This window comes from uncultured Bacteroides sp. (assembly GCF_910578895.1).
Taxonomy (GTDB): domain Bacteria; phylum Bacteroidota; class Bacteroidia; order Bacteroidales; family Bacteroidaceae; genus Bacteroides.
The window spans coordinates 48,976-68,625 of record NZ_CAJTSC010000006.1 but is presented as its reverse complement, the minus strand read 5'-3'; the positions used below and the strand labels follow the sequence as shown (position 1 = coordinate 68,625).

At 45.3% G+C, this 19,650-nt stretch carries 12 protein-coding genes; 6 read left to right on the top strand and 6 right to left on the bottom strand.

The window, feature by feature from the left end:
* Positions 1-88: 88 nt before the first annotated feature.
* From QZ327_RS02935 to QZ327_RS02920, 4 genes are read left to right on the top strand one after another with little or no spacing between them, the layout of a single operon-like run.
* A complete protein-coding gene (locus QZ327_RS02935; RefSeq protein WP_294616968.1) occupies positions 89-3,478 on the top strand; it encodes a TonB-dependent receptor in 3,390 nt (1,129 codons plus the stop codon).
* A 12-nt stretch (positions 3,479-3,490) separates the two neighbouring features.
* Complete coding sequence (locus QZ327_RS02930) at positions 3,491-5,491, top strand: RagB/SusD family nutrient uptake outer membrane protein (RefSeq protein WP_294616966.1); 2,001 nt, start codon at positions 3,491-3,493, stop codon at positions 5,489-5,491.
* A 13-nt stretch (positions 5,492-5,504) separates the two neighbouring features.
* Positions 5,505-7,226 carry a DUF5123 domain-containing protein gene (locus tag QZ327_RS02925; protein WP_294616964.1) on the top strand — a complete coding sequence of 574 codons (1,722 nt, stop codon included), beginning with the start codon at positions 5,505-5,507 and terminating at the stop codon, positions 7,224-7,226.
* A gap of 50 nt (positions 7,227-7,276) precedes the next feature.
* Positions 7,277-8,662: a pectate lyase gene (locus QZ327_RS02920; RefSeq protein WP_294616962.1), complete on the top strand. Its 1,386-nt coding sequence runs from the start codon at positions 7,277-7,279 to the stop codon at positions 8,660-8,662.
* Positions 8,663-8,808: 146 nt separating this feature from the next.
* On the opposite strand, the gene QZ327_RS02915 is transcribed toward QZ327_RS02920, so the two are convergent.
* The 6 genes from QZ327_RS02915 to cdd all read right to left on the bottom strand — a co-directional run bounded on the left by QZ327_RS02915 (position 8,809) and on the right by cdd (position 16,730).
* Positions 8,809-9,321, bottom strand: a complete 513-nt coding sequence (locus QZ327_RS02915; RefSeq protein WP_294616960.1) for an ECF transporter S component — start codon at positions 9,319-9,321, stop codon at positions 8,809-8,811.
* Positions 9,322-9,363: 42 nt separating this feature from the next.
* On the bottom strand, positions 9,364-11,256 hold the full coding sequence (locus QZ327_RS02910) for a TonB-dependent receptor (protein ID WP_294616958.1): 1,893 nt from the start codon (positions 11,254-11,256) through the stop codon (positions 9,364-9,366).
* 64 nt (positions 11,257-11,320) lie between these two features.
* The gene (locus tag QZ327_RS02905; protein WP_294616957.1) at positions 11,321-12,709 is read right to left on the bottom strand and encodes an aldo/keto reductase; all 1,389 of its coding nucleotides are present in this window, start codon (positions 12,707-12,709) and stop codon (positions 11,321-11,323) included.
* Positions 12,710-12,791: 82 nt separating this feature from the next.
* On the bottom strand, positions 12,792-14,321 hold the full coding sequence (locus QZ327_RS02900; protein WP_294616955.1) for a 4Fe-4S binding protein: 1,530 nt from the start codon (positions 14,319-14,321) through the stop codon (positions 12,792-12,794).
* Between the two features lie 81 nt (positions 14,322-14,402).
* Entirely contained in the window at positions 14,403-16,004 is a 1,602-nt protein-coding gene (locus QZ327_RS02895; RefSeq protein ID WP_294616953.1) for an ABC-F family ATP-binding cassette domain-containing protein, read from the bottom strand.
* A 243-nt stretch (positions 16,005-16,247) separates the two neighbouring features.
* Positions 16,248-16,730: a cytidine deaminase gene (gene cdd / locus QZ327_RS02890; RefSeq protein ID WP_294616951.1), complete on the bottom strand. Its 483-nt coding sequence runs from the start codon at positions 16,728-16,730 to the stop codon at positions 16,248-16,250.
* Between the two features lie 99 nt (positions 16,731-16,829).
* On the opposite strand from cdd, the gene QZ327_RS02885 reads away from it, so the two are divergent.
* Entirely contained in the window at positions 16,830-17,750 is a 921-nt protein-coding gene (locus QZ327_RS02885; protein ID WP_294616950.1) for a glucosaminidase domain-containing protein, read from the top strand.
* A gap of 469 nt (positions 17,751-18,219) precedes the next feature.
* Positions 18,220-19,467: an HlyD family efflux transporter periplasmic adaptor subunit gene (locus tag QZ327_RS02880; protein WP_294616948.1), complete on the top strand. Its 1,248-nt coding sequence runs from the start codon at positions 18,220-18,222 to the stop codon at positions 19,465-19,467.
* Positions 19,468-19,650: the final 183 nt, after the last annotated feature.

Sequence of the window (19,650 nt, the reverse complement as noted above, 5' to 3'; positions counted from 1 at the left end):
AAAGTTTATGGGAAACTTCAGTAAGGCTATTTTAATAGCCTCGGTAGCTCTTTGTCTTCATCTTTCTGCTTTTTCGCAAGATATATCTTTGAAAACTAAGCAAATAACGGTGAAGGATGCAATAGAGCTATTGAAAGAAAAAGCAGGCTACTCATTTGTGTTTTCATCTGCCGATGTAGATACGAATAAGCAGATTTCAATATCTGCGGATAAAGCGACCATTGATGAGGTCATTCAGCAAATTTTTCAGGGACAAAATCTGACTTATGAAATCCGGAATAAGCGGATAATAGTGAAGAAAGCACGGTCGGAGAACAATAAAAAAATAAAAAGACTCAGAGCCGTTGGCAAGGTTGTGGATGATGCGGGAGAGGCAATAATTGGCGCGACTGTCAGGGAACATGGAACAACTAACGGGGCGATTACCGGCATTGATGGCGGTTTTTCGTTGGAAGTTGCGGATAATGCAATTCTGGAAATTTCGTACATTGGCTATCAGACGCGTAAGGTAAAGGCTTTGCAGGGCAAGAAACTGGATATTACGATGCACGAGGATGCGAATGTATTGGATGAGATTGTAGTATTGGGATACGGCAATATACGTCGTAGTGATGTGACGGGGTCTATTTCGTCTGTGTCGTCCGAGGCTATATCCAAAGTTGCTTCGGCTTCCGTGGCAGATGCTTTGGCGGGCAAAATGGCAGGTGTACAGATTACTACTACGGACGGCGCATTGGATGCCGAAATCAGTGTCCGCGTGCGTGGCGGCGGTTCCATTACCCAGGATAATTCCCCGTTGTTTTTGGTGGATGGTTTTCCGGTAGATGATTTAAGCGGCATTCCTCCGACGGATATTGAGTCTATCGACGTGTTGAAAGAAGCTTCAATGACAGCTATTTATGGAGCAAGGGGGGCAAACGGCGTTGTCATTGTGACTACCAAGAATCCTAAAATGGGTAAAACGAGTGTACAGTTCAACAGTTATCTGCAAATGCGTACGTTGGCGCGTAAAATTCCGGTAATGGATAACTACGAGTTTGTTATGGCCGAATACGAATATCAACAAATCCGTAAAGGATCGGATGAGGGTTTTATCAAGAATTTCGGTTATTATGATGACATTGATTTGTATAAATACACGAACACTACTGATTGGCAGGACGAGATTCTGGGGGGGAATCCTATTTCGCAATATTATAATGTGACTGTCAATGGCGGTAATGAAAAGACTAAATTCAATTTGAGTTATACCCGCAATAAGGATGAGGGACAGTTGATTGGTTCGGGACTGACACGTAATAACATTAATCTGAAATTGAATCATGAGTTGTTCAGGAACTTGAAACTGGAAACAAATGCGACTTATCGTACACGCGTTATTGACGGTGCCGGAACTTCGGGGACAAACATTGTTACGGCGCTTCGCTTTCGCCCTACCAACGGACTGTCGGCAGGAGTTGCTATCGATCCTGAAGATGACGAAGAAAACCTGGATGAAGATGGAAACTCTCTGAATCAGAAGTATACTCCGGTAGAAGAGAACAAACAAAATTATAGAAAACGGGATGAACAGTCCGTCAGCCTGAAGGCTGCGTTGGTATGGGATGTGATAAAAGGATTGCAATTTCGTTCCGAGTATGGGATAAGTAAAGCTAATTCGAATGATAATCAGTTTTACGGACCATTGTCCAGTACGGCTTCTGCCGCAGGTATGAATAATATGCCTTCGGCTAAACGTACTAAAACCCATAAAGAATCTTATCGTCTGGCAAATACGTTGACTTACCGTAATCTGTTTAAGAAGTCTCATAACGTCAACATAATGTTGGGACAGGAAATTAACCATGTGCAGAACGATAACATCTTTATGAGTGCCAAGTTTTTCCCGGTTTCAGTAACGGCAGAGGCGGCATTGGAAAATTTTGCTTTGGGAACTCCTAATCAGAGTACCAGCTATAAAAGCGCTCCCGACAGGACCGCTTCTTTCTTCGGGCGGGCATTGTATGATTATAAGAGCCGTTATTATGCAACTCTGACGGTTCGTGCCGACGGGTCTACCAAGTTTGCTCCTGGTAAGCAATGGGGGTATTTCCCGGCCGGTTCTGTTGCTTGGAGAATTTCCAATGAGAAATGGATGAAGCCTATAAGATTTATTTCAGATTTGAAGTTAAGGGCCAGCTACGGTTTGGCGGGTAATAACCGTATTGGAAATGACTTGTGGCACAACATTTATAGAGTGTACAGCGGAACGACTGCTCCGGCTTTCGGCAATGAGGAATATAATTATTATCAGTTTGCCGACCAGACCTATCTTTATGACCCCGACTTGAAGTGGGAAACAACAATAACCCGTAATATCGGTGTGGATTTCGGTTTCTTCAGAAACCGTTTGAACGGTACGATTGATGTGTATTGGAATACGACTAAAGATTTGTTGGTTCCTTCCATTATCCCCAATTCATCCGGTTACTCCCGCCAGATGACCAATGTGGGGCAGACGTCAAACAGAGGAGTTGAACTATCTTTAGATGCAAAAATTGTGCAGACAAAGAATTTTCAGTTGTCGGCAAATTTCAATGTTGCGTTCAACAAGAACAAGGTAGACAAACTTGCTACCGGTGAGGCTGAATGGAAAACCAAAGCCTCGTTGTCTAACTGGTATGGAACTTATAACTATAAAATGGAAGTAGGCAAGAGCATGGGGTTGATTTACGGATTTGTCAATGACGGTTTCTACAAGGTAGATGACTTTGATTTTGATGCGACTACGAAAAAATGGACATTGAAGCCGGGCATACCCGATAATTCATCATTCAGTTCCGGTAACTTTGCCTTTAAACCGGGAGCCATGAAATTCAAGAAACTGTCCGCTTCGGAATCAAATCTGATTACGGAAGATGACATGACGGTTATCGGTGATACCAATCCTAAAGTGACCGGTGGTTTCGGACTTTCCAGTAGCTGGAAGAATTTAGACTTTACGGCATTCTTCAATTATATGTGCGATTTTGATGTGCTTAATGTGAATAAACTTTATCTGCATTCGGCTGTCCGTCGCAATTATTCCAATTTATCTACGGATATGAATCTTGCCAATCGTTTCCGGTATGTGGATGATGCCGGGGTGAATGTCTCCGGTGATCCTGCTGCTTTGGCTGCATTGAATGAGAATGCCACGACCTATTCGTGGATGTCCGTAACCCAAGGCATAACGATGACCGATCTGGTTGAAGACGGTTCTTTCCTTCGGTTGAGTACGTTAACGGTCGGTTATACGCTTCCTAAACATTGGTTGGGCGCTTTGGGAGTCGTTAAGAGTTTGCGTTTGTACTTTTCCGGAAGTAATTTGTTTACGATAACAGGATATAGCGGTTATGATCCGGAAGTGAATATCCAAAAAGGTCTGACACCGGGCATTGACAATAATGTGACTCCGCGCAGCCGTGTTTATACAGTTGGTGTTAATTTGAATTTCTAAAATATATTGTATATGAGAAAATATATATTGGTGATTGCGAACATATTATTGTTTGCGTCCTGTTCTGATTATCTGGATGTGAATTCTCCGTCTACGTTTGATAAGAATTATGTATTTGGCAGTGAATCCGAAATCGCTACCGCTGTTAATGGAATGTATGTACCTATGGTAAGCGGAAAGGGATGGGTAGGGGTCTTGCTCAAAAAAATGTTGTTTAATACAGATGTGGAGTTCAGCGGGTTGTCTGCTGCGTCCAACCTCAATGAACGTGCATTTGTACCGAGTACAGGCGATATAAAGTCGTACGGTGATATTTGGACGGGAATGTATGACGGGGTGAACCGGACAAACGATGTTATAGAGGGTATTGAGCAGAGCCCGCTATTTGAGGTTGCCGATAAGACCAGACCGTCTCGTCTGATGCATTATTATGGAGAAGCGAAAGTTTTGCGTGCCATGTATTATCTGGAACTTGTCAGGAACTGGGGCGATGTACCTTACAGGAGAAAGCCTGCCGGAAACAAGGAGGAATTGTTCATTGGGGCTACAGACCGTAATACGATATTGACGGACATGATAAATGATTTGATAGAAGTGGAGCCCTTGATGCTGTATGCCGAAGAGTCCGACAGGGGAGTGGAAGCCGCGTCAAGAGAATTCTGTCAGGCATTGATAGCCCGTATGGCTTTGCAAAGAGGCGGCTGGAGCCTCAGGCCGGATTATGATAATCCTGCGGCTGTAGGTGCAATGGAACGCAGCGATGATTGGAAAGAGTACTATGAAATAGCCGAAGAATATGCCGGAAAAGTCATTTCCGAAGGCAAGCACTCTTTGACCCGTTCTTTCCGTCAGGTTTGGGTAGATGAATGCAACTGGATAGTACCGGTCAATGATGATAATATTTTCGATGTACCGGCTAAAGTCGGCGGTTCCGGGGAATTGGCCTATTCTTGGGGAACATACATTGTGTCGTCAAAGAACTCGGAAGGAGTTAATGCTTCCAATGCTCCACATGGATATTCATCCGGCGGTGCCAGGTTGGCGCTGACTTATATGCTGTCTTTTGACAGGGCTGATTTGCGTAGAGATATAACCTGCGAAATGTTCCGTTATGAAAATTCCGGGATGAGTTCTATCATTCAGAAGCCTTTTTCCGAACTTAACGTTGGCTGTGGTAAATGGAACCGCTTGTTTATGCAATCACCGTTGGGCAGCACGTCCAATAAAGGAACCGGAATCAATTATACCTATATGCGCTATGCCGATGTGTTGCTGATGTATGCGGAAGCTGCCAATGAAAATCATGACGGACCAACTGCCGGAGCTAAAGATGCCTTGAAACAGGTACGCAAAAGGGCTTTTGCACAGGAAGATTATACGGAAAAGGTAGATGCTTATGTAGATGCTTTAGGCACGAAAGAGGATTTCTTTACTGCCATTGTGCAGGAACGTGCATGGGAATTTGGCGGAGAGAAACACCGGCGTTATGATTTGGCACGTTGGAACTTGTATGGAAAAACGCTGTATGATTTGTATTTCGGTTGGATTGAATTGGGTAAAGTGGCTCGTACCAAGCAGTATGAAAATACGACAACTCCTTTTGAGAATCCTACTTACGATGCGCGCTTTGATGCTTACCCTGCCGTAGCTTACTATAAGATGGTACCGGCAGATAAATCATTGTTCCCTGTTTGTGTGGCGGAAACAATGGATTGGTACAGGGACGGTAAAATCAATTCTTATGATGAAGCGCTATCTTCGTATCCTTCCTCAACTCCTTCCGGCTATTCGCGTGTGGATATGTGTAATCAGTATTGTACGCAGGTCAAAAACTCCAATCCGCGTCAGTGGGAACCGTCTGTCCGTATCCTGCATTCTTTCTACGGGTATATCAACGCTTCGAATGCGGGTTCCGTAAATCCCGCGACAGACCCTGTACGCTATTTGGTGCCTATACCGCCGGACGCATTGTCAAGCCATCAGGGATTATTGAAAAATTATTATGGATATTAAAACTGATAATAGGATGAAAATAAGATATATTGTACCGTTTTTACTGTTCTGTCTGTCCGCTTGTGTGGCATGTGAGGATGATACGGCAGAAATGCCCCGTTTGTTCAGACCCTCTTTTATTGTTTCTTCCTGTTTTGCGGAGGGCAATACAATAACATTGGCTTGGAGAACATCCGGCGAAGCAACTTCGTATACGGTAGAACTTTCTCAGGATGCCACTTTCCAATCGGAGAAATTTGAAACACTGACGGTGGGAAAAGGCAAATGTACGTTTACTAACTTACGTTATGAAACTAAGTTTTATGCTCGTGTCAGAGCCAATAACGAAACTTTGGCTATAACCTCGAATTGGACGGAGATGGGTTCTTCTATTTCAACTTTGTCCCGCACCATTCCTAAAATTTTGTATGCGGTAGAAGGTTCACGGATTAATGAGACTTCCGCAGTAATCCGTTGGGTGGTATCTGAACAAAATCCGGTTGACGGACTGGCGATATGGGAAGAAGGAACTACGGAAGAGAAACAGATAGGTTTGGAAAATGCTTCTGCAGGACAATATACAATTACCGGTTTGGTTCCCCGTACTACTTACTGTGTGGCTTTGACAAACAGTGCGGCGCCGGAAGGTGCCGAGAAATATAATCAACAGAAGTTTACTACTGCCGGAATGCCTGCCGGTGCGGTTTTGGTAGAAGACGGAGTTGATTTGATGAATAAGATTAAGACCGGCATGGAAGATGTGGATAAGCAGGCACTTGTCTTCCAGTTGAAAAATGGGGCGGATTACTATCTGACAGAAGATGGAGCCGTAGCGGCAAAAACCGGTGAGATAAAACTGACTAAGAGTATTGCCTTGCTTGCTAATCCGGGCGAACGCCCTACTCTGTATATTCGTGAAGGATGCTTCATTGTAAAACCGGAAGTCGGCAATATGCCGGATATTGAATATTTCATTGTCGAGAATGTGAATATTAAAGAAACATATACTGATAGCAAACCCAGTAAAGGTAGTAAAACGCGTTTACTGAATATCGGGAAACATAATGCCGGTACCGATTTTACAATAGATAGGTTTGAAATTAGAAATTCGGACATCGTTTTACCGTCTGCGGTATTGATGATGAGCGACGCCAGTGAAGGGGTAACTACAATCAACCATATCCGTATAGATAATTGTCTGGTTTCCGGTATTAACGATACCAAAAATGTAACGAAGCAATTCGGCTTTATTCATGCTGTAAATAAGGGCTCTGATGTATGGCGCGATGTGTCTGTTACCAATTCTACATTCTATGAGTTTTATATTTCACCCGGTGTATTTGGAGTACCGGCTGCTGATGTTCCTGTCGTTGCCGGCAATAAGGTGGTTATATCCAATTGTACTTTCTGTAATTGGGGCTCCAACAAGGACACAAGTAAAGCCGCTTATAGGGCGGTCGGTAATTTCTCCAAACTCACTGCGCCGTTGAATTTGTCAGTAAGTAATTGTGTATTTGGCAGCAGTTTGGGAAAGGTACTTGACGCAGGCTGTATTAATTTAGATTCGAAGAATAATTATTGTACATCGGATTTTGAAAAAATGTCTGATGCAGGTCTGCCGCTTATCTCATTGGATATGGACGATGCTTCATTATTCCGTAATGCCGAGACAGATGACTTTACTGTGGTTGATGCGGAATCCGTTATCTATAAATCAGAATACGGTGATCCGCGTTGGATTAAGGTCTTGGATTGATTTTCCGGCAATTTGACAAAAACTAATGACTCTGATTAATGAGGTGTGATATGAATATAATAGGACTTTTTTGTCTTGCATGGGCATGTTTGTCTTGCAATCGGGAAAACGTGAAAGACAACCCGAACGTCTCTTTTCCGGATTATGGTGAAACGCTTGCTTTTCCGGGTGCAGAAGGTTACGGACGTTATGCTACAGGCGGCAGAACCGGTGAGGTGTATCAGGTGACGACTTTGGCAGATTTCGGTGAGGGGTCTTTACGTGATGCTGTCAGCAAACCGAATCGGATTATCATATTTAGAGTGGCAGGGGTAATCAGGCTGGAGTCTCCTCTGAGTTTCTCGAAGAACCTTACCATTGCGGCACAGACAGCTCCGGGTGACGGGGTTGTCGTGTATGGCAATCGGGTTTCCTTTTCGGGAGCGGACAATTTGATATGCCGCTATTTACGTGTGCGAATGGGGATTAACGGACGGGAAGGCAAAGATGCGGCCGGTGTTGCCTATGGTTCGAATATGATTTTCGACCACATATCCGTAACTTGGGGACGTGATGAATGTTTTTCTATCAATGGAGATCCTAAGAAGCCTGCCGACCAACCGCGGAATATTACAGTGCAGAACTCATTCATAGGGCAGGGGCTGCAACCTCATTCTTGTGGAGGGCTTGTCCAAACTGCAATAAATGACGGGGTTACGTTATACCGGAATTTGTATATAGACAATAAAACCCGTAATCCGAAAGTGAAAGGTTTAAACCAGTTTGTCAACAATGTCCTTTATAACTGGGGAAACGGCGGGGCTTATATTATGGGCGATACCCAACAAAAATCGGATGCTGATATTCGGAATAATTATTTTATTGTGGGACCTACGGATAATTATGATGGTAAGAAGTTGGGGGCAACAGCCCCTTTCACCCGATTTAACCAATATTTCAATGCCTATTTGTCCGGCAATTTCTATGATGATAATAAGGACGGAGTCTTGAATGGCCGTGAATTGAATCGGGCGGATTGCATGAAAAAAACGGTTGTAGCAGGAGAGGAGATTATAACTGCTCCTACGTTTCTTGAACGTCCGTCTGATGTGCATCCGGAAATCAAGGGGTTGATGACTGCGCAAGAAGCTTACGAATGGATTGTTGCCAATGGCGGAGCTTCCCTTCCCACACGCGATGAGGTTGATTCTTATCTTATCAATGAACTGACCTCATTGGGACAGAAAGGATTGATTATCCATACGGAAGAAGATATGCCGACAAAAGGACCGGGTACTATAAAATCTGCAACCGCTCCTTTGGATACCGATAATGACGGTATGCCGGACGAATTTGAGGATAAATACCATCTTGATAAAAATAATCCGGCAGATGCCATGAAGATTGCATCTAATGGATATACGAATATAGAGAATTATATATTTCTGATTGAATAGAGTACGGATAGTGAAAGAATAATGTCTTATTTAATTCAGGATATATATATTAAAAAAGGAGATGTGAACATTCCGTCACATCTCCTTTTCTATGTATAAAGAAAGTATCTTTTTTCAGACTTCCTCTTTAATCTTTCTGTTGAGTATCAAAGCGAAGCACTATACTTTATCAGCACATATCCACCCGCTACCTGCATAGCCATTCCCGGCAGACCGATGCGGAAATCCTGTACGGCTTGGAAGAAATTGCCAACGATGGCCCATTCACCTAACGTGCCGGTTACCTGATAGAACAGTACCACAGCCAATAGGATAGGAAGGGAGACGCGATTAAAACGATGTGCCGCCCAACCTGCTGCCACAGCCAACAATACAGACTTCAACAGGATGGCGGGAAGCGCTACCGGAAGGGGCATTCCGAACAACAGGGAATTGATGACAGGAGAGAGGAGTGCAGTCAGTAACCCCACTTTCCAGCCGAACTTGTAGGCACCGATAAGGGTAAAGAAATAGATGGGCAACCACGTGATGCCGCCTTGTGGCACAAGGTGGAAAAGTTGGGGTAATGCCAAGTTGCCTGCAATGAATAATGCGGCAATCAAATAAGTTTTTGCATTGCTGTAATCCAGCGAATAGAGTTTTACTGTTTTTGTTTCCATGTTCTTATTAGTTTATAGAGTAATTTTTAATGCTTTGATTAGTTAGAAACTGATATTCACCCCGCCCATAACGGTAGCTTTAGGCAGGGGGAAACCGTCGTTGATTTCGTAACGTTGCGCCAATAGATTCTCACCCTTTACAAATAGACCGGCATAACGGCATAGGCGATAATTGGCACGCAGGTTCCAAAGGACGAAACTTTCTTGCTTCTCCTTGCCTTTACTTACGTTTGTGTGTAGGTTCTTTATATATTGCACACCGGTTGATACACTCCAACGGTTTTGTGTGAAATCGGCACCCGCATAGAACTTGTGTTCGGGAGCGGCAACCACCGGGTTCTTCATGTGCAGTCGACTATAGTTGGCGTTTACCGACCAGTGAGAAGTGATACGGTAACCGATATTGGCTTCAACGCCCCAGTTCTCGATCTTACCGGTATTCAAATTCTTGGGTTTGCCATCAATAGGGACGGTCATAATCATATTCTCACCATTGATATAGTAGAGATTTATACCATAAGACAAAGCACTGTCCAATGTCCGTTGTGAGAAAGACAACTCATAATTCATCAGACTTTCCGCCCTTAAATCGGGGTTCTGCGGCGGGAACATATACATTTCGCGAATGGTGGGATTGCGGAAACCCTTGCTGACCATCGCTTTCATCTCCACCCGTTTGGGCAGATGGAATGAAAGACCGCCTTGCGGTATCCATTCCGTGCCTACGTGCGAATGGTGGTCAATGCGGATGCCGGCATCCAAAGAGAGCCATCTGCCAAGGTCTTGACGGAAGTCGATGTAACCGGCATATTCATTCATTTGTTTATCAACGCCTGGAATGTGTTCGCCGGTAGCTATCATACGGTTCCATGACTTGCCGCCGAAGTGCTGGTAGTCAAACCCGACAGTCAGGCGATTGCCGGTGAAAAGCGTTGCGCTTTGATACCACGATACACCCAGCATCCGGTCTTTAGAGTTGAAGTGAGACTCTTGTGGTGTACCGCCGGGATGATATCCATCGTTAATTTTATGGCGTCCCCAGTTGTAGAAGAAACTCAGGGCACCGGAACTTCTTTCGTAACGGTTTTCGAGCGCGAACGAAGTCATGCCACGTGTAATGCGGGAATCGTTGTCTATATACGGATTACCGATTTCACCCGGATTGGAAGCATTGAAACGGGTGATATTTACATCTCCCCACAACTTCCAGGCATTATTGAAGTCATATCCCAGTTTGGCATAACCGCCGTATTGCTTAAACTCCATATTATCGCGATGTCCGTCGGTGCGGTTGTACGAGCCAGTGACGACACTGCTGAAACGACCGTTCCTGATGCGGTTGGAGACTTCCGTCTGCAACGTGTTGTACGAGCCGTAGCCAACCTGCGCATGGGTCTTTATCCCGTCTTCCTGCATCTTACGGGTTACAATATTTATAACGCCTCCCATTGCATTGGAACCATATAATACGGATGCCGGACCGCGAATGACTTCCACCCGGTCAGTCATCATAGTCTGATAGGCATCGGCAATGGGATGACCCATCAGACCCATATATTGGGGATGCCCGTCAATCAGTACCAGCAAACCGGCTGTAGGGCTTCCGCCGATGCCGCGAAGACTCATTCCGCCTGCCGCTCCTGTGGACACGCCGTATCCTATGATACCGCGGCTTGTGGTGAACAGTCCGGGCACTTGTTCTGTCAGCACGGGCAAGACGGACGATTGGAAACTTTGTTCCAGTGCCTTGCGTCCTACTACGGAGATAGTCATCGGCAGATGCCGTATGTCCGTTTCGTTTCTCGTTCCGGTCACCACCACTTCATCTATAGTGAGGTTTCGGGCAATACGCGTACTGTCTTTGGCTGTTTGTGCAAATCCTACCGTTGCCCAAATGGCGGCTATCAAAAAGAGTAATATGATTTTTCCTTTCATTTGTATCACTTTCTTTCTCATTTGGCACGTCAAAGATAGGGCGTATTTTCGTTTTTCGTTTGTACTATAGTCTCTCTTGTTTTAGATTTTCTACAAATAGGTCTATTTCCCGTAATTTTTTGGGGATATCGATGCTCTGCGGGCAGTGCGGGTTACATTGGTCGCATCCGGTGCAGTGGCTTGCTTGCCGGAGTTTCGGCACACTGCGGTCATAGCCGATGAGGAAGGCGCGGCGCGCTTCGCGATAGTTCTCGTCCTGGCTGCTTTTCGGTACATTGCCTTCGTTGATACAACGGTTGTAATGTAGCAGAATGGCAGGGATATCCAATCCGTAAGGGCAAGGCATGCAATATTTGCAGTCGTTGCACGGAACGATGGGGTAGGCGAGCATCCGCTGTGCCGTATCTTCCAGTAGGGACAGTTCCTCTTCCGTGCAAGGGTCGAGCGGGGAGTAGGTACGGAGATTGTCCTGCAGATGTTCCATATACGTCATGCCGCTTAGTACTGTCAGTACACCGGGGAAACTTCCGGCAAAGCGGAATGCCCAGGATGCCACGCTGTTTTGTGGACGCTGTTGTTTCAGGCGTCCCACCAAGTGGTCGTTCAGTCTGGAAAGGCGTCCGCCCAACAACGGCTCCATAATAATGGCAGGTATGCCACGTTTTACGAGTTCTCCATACAGATACTCGGCATTTACATTTCTGCGTGAAGCATGTCGCCAGTCGGCATAGTTGAGTTGGATTTGTACAAAGTCCCAATGTATTTGGTCGTGCATCGCCAATATCTCATCGAACACTTCTACCGTCCCGTGAAACGAAAATCCCAGGTTGCGGATACGTCCGGCTTTTCGTTCTTCCATCAGGAAGTCAATCATACCGTTGTCGATGTAGCGTGCCCGGAATGTCTCGATGCCACCATTGCCGACAGAGTGCAACAGATAATAATCAAGGTAGTCCACCTGCAAATCTTCGAACGATTTCCGGTACATCGCAATGGAATTTTCACGGGTGTAATTGGAGAAGTTCGACAATTTGGTGGCTATCAGCAATTTCTCACGCGGATGGCGCTTTAGTGCTATGCCCGTAGACTTTTCCGACCAACCCTGTACGTACACAGGCGATGTGTCGAAATAATTCACACCGTGGGCAATGGCATAGTCTACCAGTTCGTTGACGGCTTCTTGGTCTATTTCATCCCCGTTTCCGTCTGCGCGTTTCCGGGTGGGCCAGCGCATGCAACCATATCCCAACAGTGATACCCGGTCGTTCGTAGTAGGATTGGTGCGGTAGACCATTTGGTCAGTAGGTATCTCACCCAATGCCGCCGTTTCGCTGTCCGAACTGTTGCCTTTGCCGGAACAACCATATATAGCGGCTGCCGATGCGAGTGTTCCTGTGCCGGCAAGCTTGAAGAAGTCCCGGCGATTTATTTTGTTGTTATTGTTATTTTCCATATTAAATAGGTGTTGAAAATTGGTTTCTATCATTGACTATCTGTCATTCAGAACATGGCGAAGAATGTTTAAATCACTAATCTTATACTGTTCTGTGCATGATATGCCCTTCCACATAGATAGCACTAAACGGGCGCGACGGGCACAGGTTTTCGCACGCTCCACAACCGATGCACCGCTCGGCATTGACTACGGGTATTTTTCTGGACTTTGCATTCTCCGGATCCGAAGCTACCATTTGTATTGCATTGACCGGACAGTGACGGGCACAGTTTCCACACTCCACGTCATCGGTGATGCAGATGCAATTCTCCTTAATCCATACAGCGTGACCTATCTGAATGGCAGATTTGTCAGCTTTCGTTATTGGCCGGATAGCACCTGCCGGACATACTTCCGAGCATTTGGTACATTCGGGACGGCAATAACCACGTTCATAGGATACTTCCGGCTGCATCAGCTTCGTCAAGTCGGAAGAGGGGCGCAACACTTGGTTGGGACATACTGCCACACAGAGTTGGCAAGCCGTGCAGTGCTGTGCAAAGTTACGTGTGCTCAATGCACCCGGCGGAACAATGGCAGTGGCACGTGCAGGGATTTTTTTATTTTCGATAGCAGCGAGTCCGCCGTCCACTTTCTTTTCTTGTGCTTTCAGTGCGGTTGTTGCAGCCAACAGTGCTGTTGCGGAAAGGAAAGCGCGCCGGGTATCATCCACCTGTGGGGCAGAACCTACGGTTTTCCGGTTTTTATTCTGAACGGATACTTCTGTCGTGCCTGCTACTGTATCTGCTTTGCGGCGAGTATAGCTGATAGCTCCCTGTTTACACTTATCAAGACAGTTCATACACGACACACAGCGGCTGTAATCTATCTTGTGTGCTTTGGAGTTAATGCACGATGCCTTGCAATTACGGGCACAGAGTCCGCAACCATTGCATTTTGTGGTATCTATTACCGGTTTGAAGAGGGAATATTTGGACAAGAAGCCAAGTATCGTGCCCACCGGGCAAACTGTGTTGCAATAGGTTCGCCCGTTTCTCCATGCCAATACAATGAGTGCGATAAAAGTAATTGCCGCTATGATGAAGACAGGCAGGTTCTTTATCCACACCTCTGTTTCATAGAAGGCGTAGCTGTCCGCGCGCTCCGCTAAATGTGCCAGCAGGTTATTGCTCCATTGATAGACAGGGGCAAAAAGATTGGAAGCGATACGCCCGTAGGAACTATACGGTTCGAGCAACGAAACGACTGCATGAAAGCGTATCCCTGCAACGAGAGCAAGGGCAAAGAGTGCCAGCATACCGTAGCGCAACCATTTCAATGCAGGAGAATAACGGAAACGGTTCTTTTTCCGTTTGCCTGCAAATCGGGAAATGATATCTTGGAATACACCCAACGGACAGATGACGGAACAATAGACGCGTCCGAACAATAAGGTTAATACAATAAGCAGCAACACTACACCTGCATTCAGTGCAAGCAGTGCGGGGATGAATTGTATCTTTGCCATCCAGCCCATCCAACCGTGTAGCGTTCCGGTGAAATCAAGGAACAACAGTGTGATGAACGTAAAGAATACAATCGCGAGTGTCAGTCTGATAGTACGTAACATAATTATAATAGTTTTGTCGTCACAAAAATACGGAGTTTACGATTAGTTTATGTACACTGATTACGGGTGTTTTTGCTAATTTTACGGAAAAAAGCTTATTTCTTGTTCAATTCCTGTCTCTTTCAGAAACTCCCGGTCATGCGAGACCACTAATATGGTACCTTGATAATCGCGTATCGTAGCGGTGATGATTTCAATACTTTCGAGGTCCAGATTATTGGTCGGTTCGTCCAGTATAAACAAATCAGGCGTATTGTCGGCAATCATCAGGCAGCAGAAGGCAAGCCGCATCTTCTCGCCACCGCTCAGTTTGCCACAAGGCTTGTTCCATACGTTCTGCGGGAAGAGGTAACGATTCAGAATAGTTTTTATTTCATGTTCAGGCAGGTGTCGCAGGTTGAATGCCTCCGTCTGTTCCAAAACGGTACATTCGTTTCGGATGAGGGAATATTCTTGGTCCAGATAGACATAGGTAAAGTCTGCATGTTCCATGACTCCGGCGGTAGGTGCCAACTCGCCGGTGATTAGCTTCAACAAAGTTGTCTTGCCACTACCGTTGTTTCCTTTGATACATAGCCGATTACCGCTGCGCAACTGTAAACTCAGGGGGATACGCCAAAGGTCTGCGCTACTGTCGGGATAACGGAAGTTAACTGCTTGTGCCGTGACAAGTATTTTGCCTGCGTGCAGAGTGGAAGCGTTGAAGTTCGTCTTCAGTTTGTCCGTTTGCGGCAAGGAATCTTTCAGGCCAGTTATCTCTTGTCGGAGTTTACCCGTTTTTTCAGCATGTACATTACTGAGTTTGCTGCTACTGTTTTCGGCATGGTTTTTCAGGTTACCCATCATAATGCGTGGAATACCTTTCTTTATAGACGCTTTTCCACCCCGTACGTTTTGTTTGGCTTTTCGCTCTTCTACTTCGCGGGCGGTCTTTCGGGCAAGGCGCAATGCTTTTTCCTTCTCTTCCAGTTGTTGCAAAAGAGCGGTTCTGTGTATCTCCTTTTGCGTTTTGTAGAAATCGTAATTGCCGCCATAGTAACTCAGTCCGTTGTGTGAGAGTTCACAAATGGCGGGTAAGAGGTTTAGCAGAGTACGGTCGTGACTGATAACAAACAGGGTTGCCGATGTGCGGCGTACGAAATCATACAGGCGTTCCCGTCCGATGGTGTCCAAGTGGTTGGTCGGTTCGTCCAGCAAGATGACATTAGGTGATTTCAGTTCCATGCCGGCAAGGAACAGGCGGGTTTTCTCCCCGCCGCTTAGCCCTTCCAGCGGATGAAGAAGAGGCATACCGTCCAATCCCCAGGCTCCAAGGACGGCTTGTGCACGTTCCTCGACATTCCAGTCGTCATCGAGCCGGATGAAATGTTGTTCCGACGCATCGCCTTCCAAAATGGCGTGCAGTGCCGATAATTTATGGTCTATGCCCAATGCTTGCGCAACCGTCAGGTAATCGTATTGTCCGAAATGTTGGGGTACATAGTACAGATGTCCGTAGCAATTGGCAAAGCCGCCGGTCGGCAGCATTTCTCCTGCAAGAATGCGCATCAAGGTGGACTTTCCACACCCATTGTTGCCAGTCAAGGCAACTTTTTCTCCGGAATTGATAATCAGGTTGAGGTTGGAAAACAGAACTTCCTTGTCAGTATGGATGTAACTGAGGTTTTTGATAATAATACTCATAAAAAATACTGTGTTTAGGGTAAATACATAATGTGTCCGCATGACACATTTTCAATTCTTACGAAGTTGGGGGATACAGACAAACACAGTAAAGGCTAAACATCTACGTTTCGGGTGATGCTCAGCGTTCTGATAGGAAAAGCATGTGATAAAAAGTGATGTTTACCGAAATGTGTTGTCTTTATTTGAATATTCTCATCGGTGGTAATTGTTAGTTAGCGGGTGCAAAGATACACATTTTATTTATAACATGGAAGAGGCATCAAACGAAAGTGGCAATAATGCTCCTACACTCTTTAATTCATAAATACCTTTTTCGCCGAATAGCAGGATGCGCATGGGGTGTTTGAAGCGTGTCTCCGTTTCGAGCATTACTTGCCGACAGGCACCGCACGGCGGAATGGGCTCGGCAAGAAATTCTCCGCATTCATTGCGAGCGGCTATGGCGAGCGTTTCTACCGGCTGGTCGGGATATTGGGAGTTGGCATAGAACAGGGTAGTACGTTCCGCACAAAGTCCCGACGGATATGCGGCGTTTTCTTGATTAGTGCCTGTGATAACCATGCCGTTTGCCAGCCGGGCGGCGGCACCTACCGAAAAGTGAGAATAGGGGGCATAACTGCGGTTGGTAGCTTGGCGGGCGGCGTCTATCAGTTCGCAGTCGGCGGTATTCAACTCTTCGTAATCGTATATCTTGATGGCAATTTTTATATTCAAGTCTTTCATGGAGTAATGGTTTATTGTAATTAATGTTACAAAGATAGGAAAGAGATTGGTTTTTTCAATTCTTTTGCAGACTTTTGTGCCAAATTCAACATTCGAAGTATGAAACTTATTTTCAGATCAGTCGCTGTTATAGCACTTCTTTTCATATCTGTAGCCTTGCAGGCGCAACGCAGGAATGCCCGTTACAATGAATACATCAAGCAATATGCTCCGCTTGCCGTAGAGCAGATGAAGCGGCATAAGATACCTGCCAGTATCACGCTGGCGCAAGGTCTGCTGGAGAGTGGTGCGGGACAAAGCACGTTGGCGCGTAAGAGCAACAACCACTTTGGCATAAAGTGCGGCAGCAACTGGCGGGGACGTAGTGTGAGACACGATGACGATGCCCGTAACGAATGTTTCCGTGCTTATCGCAATCCGAGAGATTCTTATGAGGACCATTCGCTCTTCCTGACCCGGGGGGCCCGCTATGCTTTCCTGTTCCGACTGAAGATTACGGATTACAGAGGTTGGGCGCGTGGATTGAAAAAAGCGGGATATGCTACCGATCCATCTTACGCTAACCGTTTGATAACCATTATCGAAGACTACGACTTGTATAAGTATGATGCTCGTGGCATGAGCAACCTGGATACTCGGAACTGGGAGAAAGAGCTGAAAAAGAAACCTTGGCTTGCCAATCCGCATCAGGTGTATATTGCTAATGGTATAGCTTATGTAGTGGCACGCGATGGCGACACTTTTCAGTTCTTGGGCAAGGAGTTTGATATGAGTTGGCGTAAACTTGTGAGCTACAATGACCTGCACAAAGACTACACATTGGAGGCGGGGGACATTATTTACCTGAAAAGTAAACGCAAGAAAGCATCCAAGCCTTATACGGTTTATATTGTAAGAGACGGTGATTCCATGCACTCTATTTCACAGAAGTATGGCATCCGTCTGAAAAACCTGTATAAGATGAACCGCAAAGATGCGGAATATGTGCCCGAAGTGGGCGATAGATTACGCTTGAGATAATGCTTTGGAATGTTGTTTTTAATTTCTTGGTGTTCAATTAGAATAGGTGCGTAAGGAAATACCGTGGTTGGATACAAGGAGTACTTGCCGTAGGTATCGTACCCAAGTATGGTATATGCCCTATCAACGGCAGGCATCTGTCATACTGTGGTAAGGCACGAGCGATAATGTACGTTGTCTTTTTTTCTGTTTTCCTGCTTTTTTATTTGGTTTTAATCCCCGTTTTTCTATTCGAAAATGCACAGGGTGTTCGTTTTCGGACACTCTGTGCATTTTCTTTTATGCTTTCTTTCAATTGCTTACGTTTTTGGCACAGATTTCGCAAATATAGAGGTGTTGATTTTCTGGTGTCCGTTTTTGTAGTTGACAGAAAGGGATAGATAGGGACAGGATTTACTATATGCAGGATTTTACTGAGTACCAATGATTAATTATTTTACACTTAATTTTTAAATATCTACTTATATATATGGACAGAGAAATTTCCAAAGAAGTTCGCAACAAGGAACGTAATAAGAAAATTATCCGTTATGGCAGTATGGCTGCTTCAGGCATTGTTATCATTAGCGTACTCTTCTCATTAATGCGTACGGGGGTAAAAGAAAAAGACCTCGTGTTTTCCCAGGTAAGCACAGGTACAATCGAGGTTAGTGTGAGTGCTTCCGGAAAAGTGGTTCCGGCGTTCGAGGAGATTATAAACTCACCTATCAATACCCGTATCCTGGAAGTGTACAAAAAAGGCGGCGACAGTGTGGACATCGGCACGCCGATTCTGAAACTGGACCTGCAGAGCGCCGAAACCGATTATAAACAGAAACTGGACGAGGAACAGATGCGCAGCCATAAACTGAAACAACTCAAGCTTGAGAATATGACCAAGCTGAATGACTTGGAGATGAAAGTGAAAGTATCGGCCATGCAGCTGAACCGTAAGAAGGTGGAGCTGCGCAACGAGCAATATCTTGATAGCCTTGGTTCGGGTACTACTGACAAGGTGCGTCAGGCGGAACTGAGTTATAACGTGGCAGAGTTGGAGTATGAACAACTGAAGCAACAATACGCCAACGAAAAAGAGGTACTGAATGCCGAATATCAAGTACAGGAACTGGATTTTAGTATCTTCAGGAAAACACTTGCCGAGACGAAGCGTACGTTGGACGATGCGCAGATTCGTTCGCCCCGTAAGGCAACCCTTACCTATATAAACAACCAAATCGGCGCACAGGTGGCGGAAGGCTCGCAGATTGCGGTCATTTCCGATTTGAGCCACTTTAAGGTAGAGGGGGAGATAGCTGACACATACGGTGACCGTGTTGCCGCTGGAGGCAGGGCAATAGTCAAGATAGGTGGAGAGAAACTGGAAGGTATGATAAGTAGTGTCACTCCATTGTCCAAGAATGGTGTTATTTCCTTTATTGTACAATTGAACGAAGATAACAACCGTCGTCTACGTTCCGGTTTGAAAACCGATGTGTATGTGATGAATGCTGTGAAAGAAGATGTAATACGTGTTGCCAATTCCTCATATTATATGGGTCCCGGATTGTACGAATTGTTTGTCCGTAATTCCAATAAGGAGATTGTGAAATGTAAAGTGCAGTTGGGTGATTCGAATTTTGAATTTGTGGAAGTGGTGAGCGGTCTGCAACCAGGTGATGAAGTGGTGGTGAGTGACATGAGCCAATATAAGAACAAGAATAAGTTGAAATTGAAGTAGCGTAAGCCTTTGGGTTAATCAATATGGAAATCATAATAAAATCATACTTGAAACAAGCAGAATTGTGTAGCTCGATACTTCGTATGTTGTGGGTGTGAAGCCGCCGGCTATTAACATGTTAAGTGAATTTAGATAAATGTGTAACGATTAATTATCTTATACCATACGGTCATATAAATTAAT